The organism is Pedobacter foliorum (assembly GCF_013266735.1).
Lineage (GTDB): Bacteria > Bacteroidota > Bacteroidia > Sphingobacteriales > Sphingobacteriaceae > Pedobacter > Pedobacter foliorum.
This window is the reverse complement of record NZ_JABSNU010000003.1, coordinates 1-12,765: the sequence shown is the minus strand read 5'-3', so window position 1 is coordinate 12,765 and position 12,765 is coordinate 1. Positions and strand designations below refer to the sequence as shown.

The 12,765-nt window shown below is 39.3% G+C and carries 11 protein-coding genes; 5 read left to right on the top strand and 6 right to left on the bottom strand.

Annotated features, from left to right (window positions below):
- Positions 1 to 7 precede the first annotated feature (7 nt).
- The gene (gene ygiD / locus HQN83_RS06805; protein WP_173089600.1) at positions 8 to 835 is read left to right on the top strand and encodes a 4,5-DOPA-extradiol-dioxygenase; all 828 of its coding nucleotides are present in this window, start codon (positions 8 to 10) and stop codon (positions 833 to 835) included.
- Here ygiD and HQN83_RS06800 read toward each other — a convergent pair whose 3' ends face one another.
- Positions 836 to 2,236, bottom strand: a complete 1,401-nt coding sequence (locus HQN83_RS06800) for an aldehyde dehydrogenase family protein (protein ID WP_173089599.1) — start codon at positions 2,234 to 2,236, stop codon at positions 836 to 838. It abuts the gene before it with no gap.
- 120 nt (positions 2,237 to 2,356) lie between these two features.
- On the opposite strand from HQN83_RS06800, the gene HQN83_RS06795 reads away from it, so the two are divergent.
- The 4 genes from HQN83_RS06795 to HQN83_RS06780 all read left to right on the top strand — a co-directional run bounded on the left by HQN83_RS06795 (position 2,357) and on the right by HQN83_RS06780 (position 4,932).
- On the top strand, positions 2,357 to 3,562 hold the full coding sequence (locus tag HQN83_RS06795; RefSeq protein WP_173089598.1) for a hypothetical protein: 1,206 nt from the start codon (positions 2,357 to 2,359) through the stop codon (positions 3,560 to 3,562).
- 164 nt (positions 3,563 to 3,726) lie between these two features.
- A complete protein-coding gene (locus HQN83_RS06790) occupies positions 3,727 to 4,359 on the top strand; it encodes a peroxiredoxin (RefSeq protein ID WP_173089597.1) in 633 nt (210 codons plus the stop codon).
- A 16-nt stretch (positions 4,360 to 4,375) separates the two neighbouring features.
- Positions 4,376 to 4,684 carry a thioredoxin family protein gene (locus HQN83_RS06785; RefSeq protein ID WP_173089596.1) on the top strand — a complete coding sequence of 103 codons (309 nt, stop codon included), beginning with the start codon at positions 4,376 to 4,378 and terminating at the stop codon, positions 4,682 to 4,684.
- The gene (locus HQN83_RS06780; protein WP_173089595.1) at positions 4,684 to 4,932 is read left to right on the top strand and encodes a DUF6952 family protein; all 249 of its coding nucleotides are present in this window, start codon (positions 4,684 to 4,686) and stop codon (positions 4,930 to 4,932) included. Before HQN83_RS06785 ends, HQN83_RS06780 begins: the two co-directional genes overlap by 1 nt.
- A gap of 67 nt (positions 4,933 to 4,999) precedes the next feature.
- Here HQN83_RS06780 and HQN83_RS06775 read toward each other — a convergent pair whose 3' ends face one another.
- From HQN83_RS06775 to HQN83_RS06755, 5 genes are all read right to left on the bottom strand, one after another.
- The gene (locus HQN83_RS06775; protein ID WP_173089594.1) at positions 5,000 to 7,588 is read right to left on the bottom strand and encodes a phosphoenolpyruvate carboxylase; all 2,589 of its coding nucleotides are present in this window, start codon (positions 7,586 to 7,588) and stop codon (positions 5,000 to 5,002) included.
- 241 nt (positions 7,589 to 7,829) lie between these two features.
- Entirely contained in the window at positions 7,830 to 9,377 is a 1,548-nt protein-coding gene (locus tag HQN83_RS06770) for a DHA2 family efflux MFS transporter permease subunit (protein ID WP_173089593.1), read from the bottom strand.
- A 2-nt stretch (positions 9,378 to 9,379) separates the two neighbouring features.
- Complete coding sequence (locus HQN83_RS06765; RefSeq protein ID WP_173089592.1) at positions 9,380 to 10,423, bottom strand: HlyD family secretion protein; 1,044 nt, start codon at positions 10,421 to 10,423, stop codon at positions 9,380 to 9,382.
- A 21-nt stretch (positions 10,424 to 10,444) separates the two neighbouring features.
- Entirely contained in the window at positions 10,445 to 11,761 is a 1,317-nt protein-coding gene (locus tag HQN83_RS06760) for a TolC family protein (protein WP_173089591.1), read from the bottom strand.
- Positions 11,758 to 12,378 (bottom strand): TetR/AcrR family transcriptional regulator, encoded by a 621-nt coding sequence (locus HQN83_RS06755; protein WP_173089590.1) that lies wholly within the window; start codon positions 12,376 to 12,378, stop codon positions 11,758 to 11,760. The genes HQN83_RS06760 and HQN83_RS06755 overlap by 4 nt, the downstream gene beginning before the upstream one ends.
- Positions 12,379 to 12,765 lie beyond the last annotated feature (387 nt).

The following is a 12,765-nucleotide window of genomic DNA, read 5'->3' as shown; positions in this document are numbered from 1 at the left end:
AATCATCATGACAAACTTATCTCAATTCAAAACATTCACAAGTGGATTGTCAATTCAGGAAAACCTTATGCCTGTTCTATTTGTAGGTCATGGATCTCCAATGAATGGGATTGAGGACAATGAGTTTAGTGCTAAATGGGCCTCTATGGCTCAAAATATACCACTTCCAACCGCTGTGCTGGTAGTTTCTGCCCATTGGTTTACCAAAGGCACGCACATTACCGCGATGGATTTCCCTAAAACCATTCATGATTTTGGAGGGTTTCCTCAAGAGCTTTTTGACGTCAATTATCCGGCACCTGGAAATCCGGAGCTGGCTACTGAAGCAGCTGGACTTATACATAGCACTCACGTAGGTTTAGATCACGATTGGGGGCTCGACCATGGCGCATGGACAGTTGTAAGGCACATGTACCCAGAGGCAAACATTCCGGTACTGCAATTGAGTATCGATTATACCAAAGACGCCCGCTATCACTATGAACTAGCCAAAGAATTACAACTCTTAAGAAAAAAAGGCGTTTTAATTCTTGGAAGCGGAAATATGGTGCATAATCTTAGGATGATGAGTTGGGCAATGATCAATGGCGGAGGCTACGATTGGGCTTTACAAATGAACGACAAGTTTAAAAGCCTGATATTAAACAACGAACATCAGCCATTAATGAACTATCAATCGTTGGGTAAAGAGGCGATGCTTGCCATCCCTACTCCAGAGCATTACCTGCCTTTAATGTACACCTTAGGCCTAAAAAATGATAACGAGGAAATTTCCTTATTCAATGATAAAGCTGTTGGTGGCTCATTAACAATGACTTCTGTTAAAGTAGGCTAGCTACATTAGCTTTTTCAGCCACTTTAATACCCAATCCTTACCATGATAAGGAGGGTAAATCATTCCGGTCATATCCAGTTTAGATTGAAAAACAACGGCTCTTTCATGGCTAAATGACTTAAAGCCAAATTCTCCATGGCAATTTCCCATACCACTTCCATTTACACCGCCAAAAGGAAGTTTAGGGTTTGAGATATGGATTAATACATCGTTAACACAAGTGCCTCCTGCGCTGGTATTTGCTATAATTTTGCTGATGTTCTCTTTGCTGTCACTAAAAATATACAAAGCCAATGGCTTGCTTTTTTTATTGATGCGATCAATTACTTCGTCTAAGGTTTTATAAGTGATGATTGGCAATACCGGACCAAAAATTTCTTCGTTCATGATGCTCGAATCATCCTTTAGCCCCGTAAGAAGCGTAGGGTTAATCGTTTGATTCCCTTCGTCGGTTTCACCACCTAAGGCCACATTAGCACCTTTATTTGTTGCATCTGCAATTAGTTCTGTCAGTCTTTTAAAATGCCTGTCGTTTATGATTTTGGCGTAAACCGAATGGTCGATGGTATTGTTTCCATTGCAGAACATCTTGTTTACATGGTCTTTGTAATGCCCGATAAACTCTGTTTGCAGCGCTTCGGGAATAAAAACATAGTCAGGAGCGATACAGGTTTGTCCGGCATTCATTAATTTCCCCCATACAATCTTTTCTGCTGCATTCTTTAAGTTGGCAGTCGTGTCAATTATGGTTGGCGATTTGCCTCCCAATTCCAATGTTACCGAGGTTAGGTTTTTTGCTGCGGCTTCCATTACTACTTTTCCGATGGCAGTACTCCCGGTAAAGAAAATATGATCAAAAGGCAGCTCCAGCAGCGCTGTAGAAACCGATGCATCCCCTTCAAAGCAGCAAATTTCCTGATCTTCAAAGCATTCGGTAATGATCCGAGCAATAATTGCACTGGCTGCAGGACTAAGCTCTGACGGCTTTAATATGGCGCAATTTCCGGCGGCAATTGCCGATATTAAAGGCGCCATTAGCAATTGAAAAGGGTAATTCCATGGCGAAATGATCAGGCAAACGCCCTTTGGCTCATAGTAAAGTCTGTTTTTCGCGAAAAGGTTAGTTATTGTTTTGCCGACATGCCTTGGCCTCATCCATTTTCCCAGATGCTTAATTGCAAAATCAATTTCAGCGTAAGTAAATATCAATTCGGTAACGGCAGCTTCAAACTGACTTTTGCGCAAATCCTGTTGTAATGCCGCATAAACCTCAGTTTCGTGCTTTTCTATACCGCGCTTTAATGCTTTTAATTTATTAATTCTTTGTGCGGCATTGCTTGTCCTAAGCGTATATTTATGCGCTTGCTGGGCATTAAAAACAGAGTTTATAGTTTGAGTCATGTTAGCTTGCCAAACCGGCCTAAAATTGTTAAAATAGGTTAAATTAATTATCCTTAAGTGCTATTGTATTGAAAATAGATTCATTTAAGGGATATTGCACATGTAAAATAAATATACAAAATGAAAAGGGGATTTTTTACTGCACTCGCTACTATATTATTTCTTCAATTGGGGAATGCCCAAACCATCAAGACCGGCGTTTTGATTATTGGTGATGGAAGTAATGCGGTAGGGGCAAGTATTCAATCCAGTGTTTCCGGTGCAAAAACAGTTCTATTGCTACCCGGGCAAGACTTTGAGGCAACACTACCAAGTGGAAATTTATCTTCCGGAGTAGAAGCCGACCTGATCAAGAGGTTAAAGGTTTCAGATCAAAGTAAAGAGGTTCAGGAAAAGGCATTTGGTGATAAAGCTAAAGTCAGTTTAGCCATAAAGTCATGGACAGATACCCTTAAAAATTTAACCATAATAAAGAATGCAAGCTGGTTAAAGCTAAAGAGATCAGGCAGTGGTTGGAGTGTTCAGCTAAGTGATGGCAGGACGGTGAAAGCTACCGCTTTAATAAATGCAGACAGGTCAGGAAAGGTTAATGAAGCCATAATGGTGCAAAACGTAAACAAACCCTGGCATGCGCTTACTTACGATAACAACCTGTATAGAACAAGTATTGCTGCAGGGCAACAAGTCCAAAACGTTTCTTCAAACCTCCTCTTTGTAAGTGATTTGCTTATTCCGAACCAGGAGAATCTTGTGGTACTAAACCCACAAACGGAAAGCGTCATCACGGGACAAGCTGCGGGTGCTTTGGCCGCTTATGCTGCCTTTTTCAAAACAAAAATTTCTCAGGCGCCTTTAAAAGAGATCCAGGGAGAATTAATTAGGTACCAGTTATCACCTATGCCATTTGCAGACATTAAGCCAACAGATTCCAACTGGAAATCCATTCAGTTCCTTGGGCTTTCTGGTTTTCTGAAAGCGGATATTGTAAATGGAGTCGCTAATTTCAAACCAGAACAATTGGTTTCAACCGCAGAAATAAAGGAGCCAATTAAGGAGTATTACTATAAAGCGCAGATCTGGTTTGATGATAATAAAGAGACTCAAATGACCCTTGGGTCTACCCTGAGCCTTGTTTGTTATGTGGGCGGTAAATCGCCTAAAAATACAGAAGACGAGATTAAGAAGAATTGGAGTAAAGTATATAAGGTTAAAACTGAGTACGATCCAAAGCGTAACATTACGCGCAGAGAATTTGCTGTTCTGGTAAATGATTATTTAAAGCCTTTTGGGGTTAATATCGATAAATCCGGAAGGGTATTGAGGTAAAAACATAAAATAGATAAAAACTAATTTTTTATTCTGAGTTATAGATTGTGTCTATGTGCCTATCAAGATTAAGTATCTGTTATATCTTGAATATGGTTGTTTTTGAGTCGCGATAGCCTTACCTTTGCACCATCAAAAAAGAACAATAAATACAAATTATAATTATGGCTATAGTAGGAAAAAAATTCCCAAGTGTTAGTATCGATGCGATGTCAGAAATGGGTGACGATTTAAAGATCAATGTATTTGAAGAAGCAGTAAGCAAAGGAAAAAAGGTTTTATTATTCTGGTATCCAAAAGATTTTACTTTTGTTTGTCCAACAGAATTACACGCTTTTCAAGCAGCGTTACCTGACTTTGAAAAAAGAAACACAATTGTAATTGGTGCATCATGCGATACAAACGAAGTTCACTTCGCATGGTTAAACACTCCAAAAGATAACGGCGGTATCGAAGGTGTAACTTACCCGATTTTAGCTGATACTCACAGACATTTATCTAACATCTTAGGTATTGTTGAGCAAGAAGTTGAATATGATGAAGAAGGAAATGAGTCATTCACTGGTTCAAACGTTACTTACAGAGCAACTTACTTAATCGACGAAACTGGTAAAGTATTCCACGAAAGCGTTAACGATATGCCAGTAGGTAGAAACGTTAAAGAATATTTACGCTTAATTGATGCTTATGCTCACGTTCAGAAACATGGCGAAGTTTGTCCTGCAAACTGGGAAGAAGGTAAAGAAGCAATGAATGCAAACAGAACTGGCGTAGCTGAGTACTTAAGCGCTAACTAATCAATAAATAAAAATTATGTTTTTAGAATTAACAGAAGATAATCTTCAACAATATGTTGCTGAAAACAAGAAAGTAATGGTTCAGTACGCTGCATCTTGGTGCGGTAACTGTCGAATCATGAAGCCGAAGTTTAAGAAACTAGCTGCTGAAAACGAAGATGTTGCTTTCTTGATTGTGGATGCCGAAAAACTTCCGGATTCACGCAAACTGGCAACAGTGGACAATCTACCAACCTTTGCAGCCTTTGAAGGTGGCGTTTTGGTAGAGCAGGTTCAAACGAACAAAGCAGAAGTATTAAATGAATTATTTAATAAAATAAAGTAATGAAAATTCCGGTTATAAGACAGCTATTCCAAAATAGTACTCCAGAAAATCTTGAAGCAACTTTAACTGTTTTAGAAGCTTTTTGTGAATTCAGAGGGGTAAGTGAGGAAGAAATTGATGTAGCAGGAGAGATGATTACCAATATCTGCGGAGCGCTTGAGGTTCATGCGAACGTACAAGCAGGAGCGGCTGAGAAAGATGCATTAAATGCATTTGGACAGAAGGTAATGGGATCTATTGACAGATAGGCATTAATTTAGCAACATAATAAAAAAGGGGATCTCAACGTGATCCCCTTTTTTATTGCTTAAGCTTTTACGCCAAATTACGCCCTGCATTTACAATGCCATACACAGTTCTAATGGCAAGCTTCTCATACGCTTGTTTCTCTTCTTCTGTTAGCTCGTTTTGTAGCTGCTCTAACGCATAATGCTGGATAAGTACCAATGGCAATACAATCTTCTCTCTAACGGCAATAGAACGCTTCTCTACAGGATAATTCTCCATTAATGTCTCATGACCAGCTAACTTTAAAAGCATCTCCTTAGAAAGCATAAATTCATCAAATAGAATCTTCCAGAAAGCACCGTACTCTTTGTCGTTTATAAAGTGAGCAGTAACCGCAAAATCTGATTTACTCATCGACATCATACAGTTGTCAATGATTGTTTTAAAGTAACCCGATTCCTGATAGGTTTTAACAACCTTATCCCAGTTCCCTGCTAGCTCCTGACTTTTCAATGCCGTACCCATACCATAAAACCCTGGAATGTTCTGTTTAAGCTGACTCCATGCCGTAACAAAGCTAATCGCTCTTAAGTCTTCCAGCTTTAATGCGCCACCAGCATTTCTCTTAACGGGTCTGCTGCTAATGGTAATTTTCGACAACAAAGTAAGCGGAGAGAATTTCTCCAAATAGCTTAAAAACAATGGATGTTTACGTAGTGCAACAAACGACTCGTAGCTTTCCTGTGCCATTAAATCCAATAGGTTTTTATGAACAGGGTCTAATAAAATGTTATGTCTTTCTTTAACGCCTGCCGATATACCTGCGTTTATCAATTGTTCAATGTTAAATTCAGCACTGTCAATAGAGCCATACTGAGAACTGATTGTTTGTCCCTGAATGGTTAGCTGAATGTTTTTGTTCGCAATTTCTTTACCCATTGAGGCATAGAAACGGTGCGTTTTACCTCCACCTCTTGATGGTGGACCACCGCGGCCATCAAAAAATGCAAGTTGAATATTGTGTTTGTTTGCTGTTTCTGTTAAAGCAACTTTGGCGTTAAAAATTGACCAGTTTGCCATTAAATAACCACCGTCTTTTGTACTGTCAGAGAAACCAAGCATAATATCTTGCTTGTTGCCCCTTTTCTGTAAATGTTTCTTGTAAACCGGATGAGCATACAAAGTTTCCATAATTGCAGCAGCATCTGCAAGGTCATGTACAGTTTCAAATAGTGGAACAAAATCGATAGAAAGATTGTCTTGTTCCCATCCATTCCATAAGAAAAGCTCCATTAACTGTAAAATATCGCTCGCTTGCTGGCAGTTACTGATGATGAAACGGTGACAAGCAAGTTCTCCGTTGCTTTTTTGTATTTGCTTAACCTCAGTAATGGTTTGCAAGGTGTCCTGAACCAATGAATCAGCCTTGTCGCTATGCGAAACTCTGGCGCTTTTAAAGGTCAGGGCTTTAATTTTATCTTCTTCCGATAAGCTATCATAGTTCTCAGGGAACATAGAATTGATCGGTTTGCTTTGTCTGCAATAAGCATGAACGTCCCTTAAAACTCGGCTATCTTGTCTGATGTCAAGAGAAGCAAAGTGGCTACCGTAAAGCTCAACCTTACGAATCAGGTCAGAAACAATATCAGCAAAGAGGCCGTCGTGGCTATCAATAAGCGTATTTTTAATTTTATTCAGGTGTTCAATCAAAAAGTCCGAAATGTTCTCCATTTCGATATTCGGATCGAAAGCATTTTTGTACAAGATGTCATGAACTACTGAAATAGGCTCGTCAACACCTCTAAAGGTGATGCGTCTCTTTAGGTTTCTAAAGTCGCGGTAGTAGCATCTGAACAAGATCTGACGAAGCATTTTTGATACCTGTACAGTCGATTCAGTATGTACATTCGGGTTACCATCTCTATCGCCACCTGGCCAAAAACCTAATTCTATAATCTTTTTAGACTCCAGGTTGTAATCATTTAAGCTTTTGTCTATTTCCGATTGGATGTTTGCAGCTGCAAAATAGAACACGTTTTCAAGATACCACGCCAAGCTCAGTGCCTCATCAACCGGGGTTGGCGATTTTTTATTGAAAAACGGTGTTTTACCTAATTGCTGAAGTAAAAGGTGGATGCTGGTGATGTCGTTTATCTTAATGGCTGCGGTAAGGTCTGTAATGATCGACAATACGCTACCAGGATAAAACTGAGTAGGGTGTGCGGTTAATACCAATCTTAAAGAGAATTCTTCAATCAGTTTTTCTATTTTCTGATTTAAAGAACTGTCGTCAATTCCTTTTTTTAGATAAGCTAGCAAAGCGTTATGCTCATCAGAAGCGTTAAGTTTATTAAAAGATGCATCTTCAACAGCATCAAATAATACCACCTGGCGCTCTATGTATTGGATAAATCTGAACAGAAGATCAATCACGTCCTTGGCTCCGTTATTTTGCGTGTACTTCTTAAAAAAAGCATTGATAATTTCCGCCGGAGTTTCATGGTTATTTACACCATCTTCACAGTATTTTATAAACAGCGGCAACAGGGTGCCGGTGTCTTTAATTTTGTAAAAAGGAAGGGTAAGGAAAAGGCTATTGTAGAGTTCAAAACGGGATACTACTTCGTTGTTAAATACTGATTCTCTCTGACCTTTTGCGCGTTGTTTCTGCATCATATTTAAAGGGTATTTTTTCGCGCTTAAGCTACCAAAAATGATTCAAAAAAAAGACCCAAAAGTGCTATTAATTTAATTTTGATTTTTTTCCAAAAAAAACTAACTTAGTACCATAGAGGTTAAACAAATCCTTTTAAACTTATGTGCTGATTTGAGTGCGGAAACGCAATAAATCAAGCAATTTAATTGTTAATTTTTTGGGGTAAAATAGCCGTTAAGATTTTCTTAACGGCTATTTTGTTTAATGTAAATCTGCCGGAACTTCAACATTCTTTTTGAACTTCTGAAGATACAACAGCGGAATCGAGCACAAAAGTATCAAACCGGCCACCCAATATGCGTCACTATAGGTAAGCAATAATGACTGTTTGGTAAGCGTTCCTTCGATGGCTTTTATAGCCAAAGATTTTGCGTCTAAATAGTTATATCCCTTGGCCATAAAATTCTTTATAAAGCCATTAAAACGATCGGTAAATGCAGGGTTATATTCATTAATATTTACTAGTAAATTACTGCGGTGAAAACCTTGGCGAACATGTATCAAAGTAGTTAATGCAGCGATACCAAAAGAACCTCCAAGTTGTCTCATCATGTTGTTCAAACCTGAACCTTGTCCTATCTCAGCACCTTTTAAATCCTGGATGGCCAAAGTGGTTAGCGGAACAAACAATAAAGCCATACCCACACCTCTTATCATCAACGGTAGGAAGAAGTCGTTAGTTCCCGATTGCAGTGTCGATTTGCTCAGCATTGAACAGAATACGAAGAACAGGAACATCCCAATGGTAGCCATAAACTGTGCTGGAATACCTTTTTTAAGGAATATCCCAATAAATGGCATCATTACGATGGTACATAAACCACCCGGGAATAGCAATTCTCCGGTTTGCAAGGCTGAAAAGCCTAGCAAATTCTGACAAAATACAGGGAACACGAAAACGGATCCATAAAGCCCGAAACCTAAAATGAACGAGGTAAACATACCTACAGAGAAACTCCTGTGGCGCATAATCTTAAAGTTCACAATAGGGTGGTCAGTACTCAATTCTCTCCAAATAAACAGCAGCAAACCAAGTACAGATGTAATTGCAAGTCCTGTAATGTAAGGGGTGGCAAACCAATCTTCACTTTCGCCTTTTTCAAGTACGGTCTGTAAACTTCCAACAGCAATTGCAAGTAATGCAATACCCCACCAGTCTACAGGCATCCCTTTTCCGTCCTTAGGCGTCTCTCGCACAAACATGTACGTACAGTAGGCTGCCAGAATCCCGACGGGAATGTTTACGTAAAAAATTAAAGGCCATGAACTGATCTCCAATAAATACCCACCAATTGTTGGCCCTACGGTTGGCCCTACAACGGCACCAAGGCCAAATAAGGCAGTAGCAATACCAACATCTTCACGAGGCCAGGTTTCAATTAATATGGCCTGAGCAGTCGAAATTAAGCCCCCTCCGGCTAGTCCCTGTAATATACGGAACATGATCAGCTCTTCGAGGTTGGTTGCATTTCCACAAAGGAAAGATGCGATGGTAAATAGGATGATAGAGAACAGGAAATAGTTTTTTCGGCCAAATCTACTACCAAGCCATCCCGACATAGGTAGTACGATTACGTTGGCCACGGCATAGCCGGTGGATAACCAGGCAACATCCTCAAGGGTGGCGCCCAGGTTACCTTGTATTTGGGGTATAGCAACGTTTACAATAGTGGTATCAATCAGCTCCAATAGCGAAGCTGTGATCACTGTAAAGGTTATTATCCACTTTTTTAAACCTTTCTCGGCCATTTTTAGTCTTTTATAGAAACAGAAACCTTAACACTCATACCAGGACGTAATCTTTCCATAATATCTTTAGGTGCTTTCGTGATTTTTATTTTTACCGGAACACGTTGTACTACTTTTACAAAGTTACCTGTAGCATTATCAGGAGGCAATAACGATCCTTTTGCACCGGTAATAGGAGCAAAGTTGTAAACCTCACCTTCAACTTCAGCACCAGGATAAGCATCAACTTCTACTTTAACTTTTAATCCCGGTTTGATGTCCTCAAGCTGAGTTTCTTTAAAATTTGCAGTAACATAAATGCTGTTGTCATTTACAATAGAAAACAACGACTGGCCAGCTTGTACCAACTGTCCTTTTTGAACATTCTTTTTAGAAACGATTCCCGTTGCAGGCGCTTTTATGTCGGTGTATGACAGCTGTAATTTAGCAAAATCTACTTCCGACTGATGTTGAGTAACTCCGGTATTGCTTACAATTAATTGCGATTGAGTAGTTCCAACTTGCTTAACTGCGGCATTGTATTGGTCGTTTGCAGCAGTAAAAGCAGCCTGGGCCGATTCTTTTTGTGCCTTAGCCTGGTCAAATTGCTGTTGTGTAATCGAGCCATCTTTAATCAGGTTTGCATATCGCTCGTAATCTTTCTGAGCTAATGACAACTTAACTTTAGCAGCTTCAATATTCGCCTTTGCAGTACTTGTATTGGCGGCAGTAGCAGCAATTTGCGACTCCGAAACACCAACGCCTGCACTTGCACCTTTTTGTCCTGCCATAGCTTGTTCCAGCTTCACTTTGTAATCGCTATCATCAAGCGTTACCAGAACATCACCTTCTTTTACAGGGGTGTTTTCTTCAAATTTAATCTCCTTTACATATCCCCCAACACGAGCAACCACCGGGCTAATATCGCCGTCAATCTGCGCATCATCCGTATCTACGTGTTTGCTGTAATAAATATACTCTTTGGTGCCAAATATGGCTCCAATTACAATTAATACCCCTAATATGATTGGTATAACTTTGTTTTTCTTTTTCTTTTCAGTTGTCATTGCTGTAATTTGTTATGGTAGTTATTGGGAGATTTTTCCTGTTGATTTTAATAATGTGTAGTAGGCAAGTCCGGCATCTGCTTTGGCCAGTTCTAAATTGATTTTAGCTTGATACAATAAGGTTTCAGCATCAATACGGTCTATAGCAGAGGCAACATTGTTTTTATATTTCGAAGCCAATAAGTTGTCGTTTTCAGTAGCCTGAGCAATTGAAGTTTCAAGCACTTTAATTTTGCTTAAAGTCAATTGGTAATCCTGATAGTTTTTGTTGATCTCAGTTTTAACCTGATCTGATAAAATACCCTTTTGGATATCTACATTTTTCTGTTGAATCCTGGCTTCAGTTACCTTATTCTTGGTAGTCCATAAGCTTCCAATGTTCCATGAAATATTAGCTCCAAGGGTCATCGGAACGATGTATTGGTTGGTAGGAGGAATAAATTTGCCGCTTGGATTGATGTAATACAAGTTAGCACCAACACCAACTGTAGGCATTGTACTGGCCTGGATAGATTTGATGTTTATGTCGGCAACCTTGTTTTGTAAATCGACCTGTTTTAACTCCTGACGATTAGATAAGGCTAAATCCATATAGGATGATAATGGCGAAACCGTTTTTAATGCATTATCAGGATCGGCAATTTCAATATCTGTGGCTTCATCAAGTCCCAATAAAATATCAAGGTTGTAATTAATTACTTTCCTGTTGTTTTCAATCTCCATTTCGGTTAGCGAAACGTTCGCTTGTTGCAATTGGAACCTTAAAACGTCGTTTTTAGTAACTATACCCTGCTCAAAAAAGCGTTGCGATTGCTTTAATTGTCCGGCAATAGATTCCAGGTTCTGGGCAACAACCTTTTTGCTTTGCAAAACCTTAAATAAAGAATAATAGGTGTTTATCACCGCATAGCTCACTTCTTCCCTGTTTTTGTCAGCATCTAAGCGAGCAACATCAGTAAGCAATTTTGTAGATGCTTCTGCATATTTCAATTTACCACCTCCGTATACTATCTGTTCTACTGCCGCTGTACCTACAAAGGCATCTGCTCTATTTGGTAAGTGAATTGGATCTGCGCTACCCAGGCTCAATTTATTGGTAGGGATTTCTGCGTGGCTGTATAAAAATGAAGTTGTGGCAGTGGGTAATGCGTTGTCTTTAACTGATTCGAGCTTAGCAACAGCCTCATCAATTTTACTCTGCGAGAGCTTTAAATTCTTGCTGTTGGTTATGCCTAGCTCAATTGCCTCCTGTAGGCTTAGCTTTTTTATGTTTTGTGCATACAGCATTCCGGGAAATAGAAATGCCACAAAACTTAGTTTAATGGTGTTGTGTATCATTGTTGGGGTGTTAGATAAATGGTGATGAGGTCTTTCAAATGGGTAATCAAGCGGTCGGTAATAACTTTTCTGTCTTCTTTGTTGTTGATGTCAAGTGTCGTTCCTGAGGTTATTTTAGAAGGGGAGATGGCTACATAACTGATGGTGCCCATAACGGTGGCAATTAGCATTTTAACGTCTACTTTTCTGAAGCTTCCATCTTCAATTCCGTCTTCTATAATATGTTGAATGACCAAAAGGTTTTCGGCCATTGCATTTTTTATGGTGATAAACATTTCAGGTCTTTGCGATAAAGAAAGCTCTCTGTGCATCATTTTATGAAAAGCGTGATTGCAAAGGATGCGGGTGGCATAGCCATCGACAACTTTTAATAGCTTTTCCATGCCGGATAGTTTGTCTTTGCTAATGCTATTCAGCTCTTCTTTGAATCCTTGTATCCGCATATTCATCATTTCAACGAATACGCCTTCTTTTGAGCCAAAATAGTAGTTAATCATAGCCATATTTGCGCCTGCCTCTTTCGCAATCTGACGGGTTGAGGCTCCTTCATATCCTAATTCCGAGAACAGCTTTGAAGCTGCTTCTAAAATGTTCGATCTCTTATCTGCTTTTTCCATGTAATCAAATTGTGACAGCAAAATTAATCAATCGATTGATTAATTTATGGCTATTTTTATTGAGGTAATGTTTGTTGACTTTGAGTTGACAAAAGTCAATTTGTAAGGCGGGCGCTGTGATGTGCGGTGCGTCAAGCACACACGTTATGTGCGCTCGTTTAAGGGCGTTCGTCATCCTGAATTTATTTCAGGACCTCTCAAGCGCTATTCCTCCCAACTAGTGCGAGGTCCTGAAATAAATTCAGGATGACGGGTGCTTAAACAAAAAAAGAAGCCGTATCATTAATCAAAAGATGATACGGCTTCCTTTTTTGTTTGTTGTGAGATCCGTCCTGAGTATTTCCTTACTATGCCTTTTTTCTTTGAATATTTCTTGAAGTGTACAAA

What these genes read in the sequence shown, in the direction of transcription:
- HQN83_RS06775 (WP_173089594.1), bottom strand. Translation starts at nt 7,588, where the DNA reads ATGATGCAGAAACAACGCGCAAAAGGTCAGAGAGAATCAGTATTTAAC.
- HQN83_RS06765 (WP_173089592.1), bottom strand. Translation starts at nt 10,423, where the DNA reads ATGACAACTGAAAAGAAAAAGAAAAACAAAGTTATACCAATCATATTA.
- HQN83_RS06755 (WP_173089590.1), bottom strand. Translation starts at nt 12,378, where the DNA reads ATGGAAAAAGCAGATAAGAGATCGAACATTTTAGAAGCAGCTTCAAAG.
- HQN83_RS06770 (WP_173089593.1), bottom strand. Translation starts at nt 9,377, where the DNA reads ATGGCCGAGAAAGGTTTAAAAAAGTGGATAATAACCTTTACAGTGATC.
- HQN83_RS06800 (WP_173089599.1), bottom strand. Translation starts at nt 2,236, where the DNA reads ATGACTCAAACTATAAACTCTGTTTTTAATGCCCAGCAAGCGCATAAA.
- HQN83_RS06760 (WP_173089591.1), bottom strand. Translation starts at nt 11,761, where the DNA reads ATGATACACAACACCATTAAACTAAGTTTTGTGGCATTTCTATTTCCC.
- HQN83_RS06780 (WP_173089595.1), top strand. Translation starts at nt 4,684, where the DNA reads ATGAAAATTCCGGTTATAAGACAGCTATTCCAAAATAGTACTCCAGAA.
- HQN83_RS06795 (WP_173089598.1), top strand. Translation starts at nt 2,357, where the DNA reads ATGAAAAGGGGATTTTTTACTGCACTCGCTACTATATTATTTCTTCAA.
- HQN83_RS06790 (WP_173089597.1), top strand. Translation starts at nt 3,727, where the DNA reads ATGGCTATAGTAGGAAAAAAATTCCCAAGTGTTAGTATCGATGCGATG.
- ygiD (WP_173089600.1), top strand. Translation starts at nt 8, where the DNA reads ATGACAAACTTATCTCAATTCAAAACATTCACAAGTGGATTGTCAATT.
- HQN83_RS06785 (WP_173089596.1), top strand. Translation starts at nt 4,376, where the DNA reads ATGTTTTTAGAATTAACAGAAGATAATCTTCAACAATATGTTGCTGAA.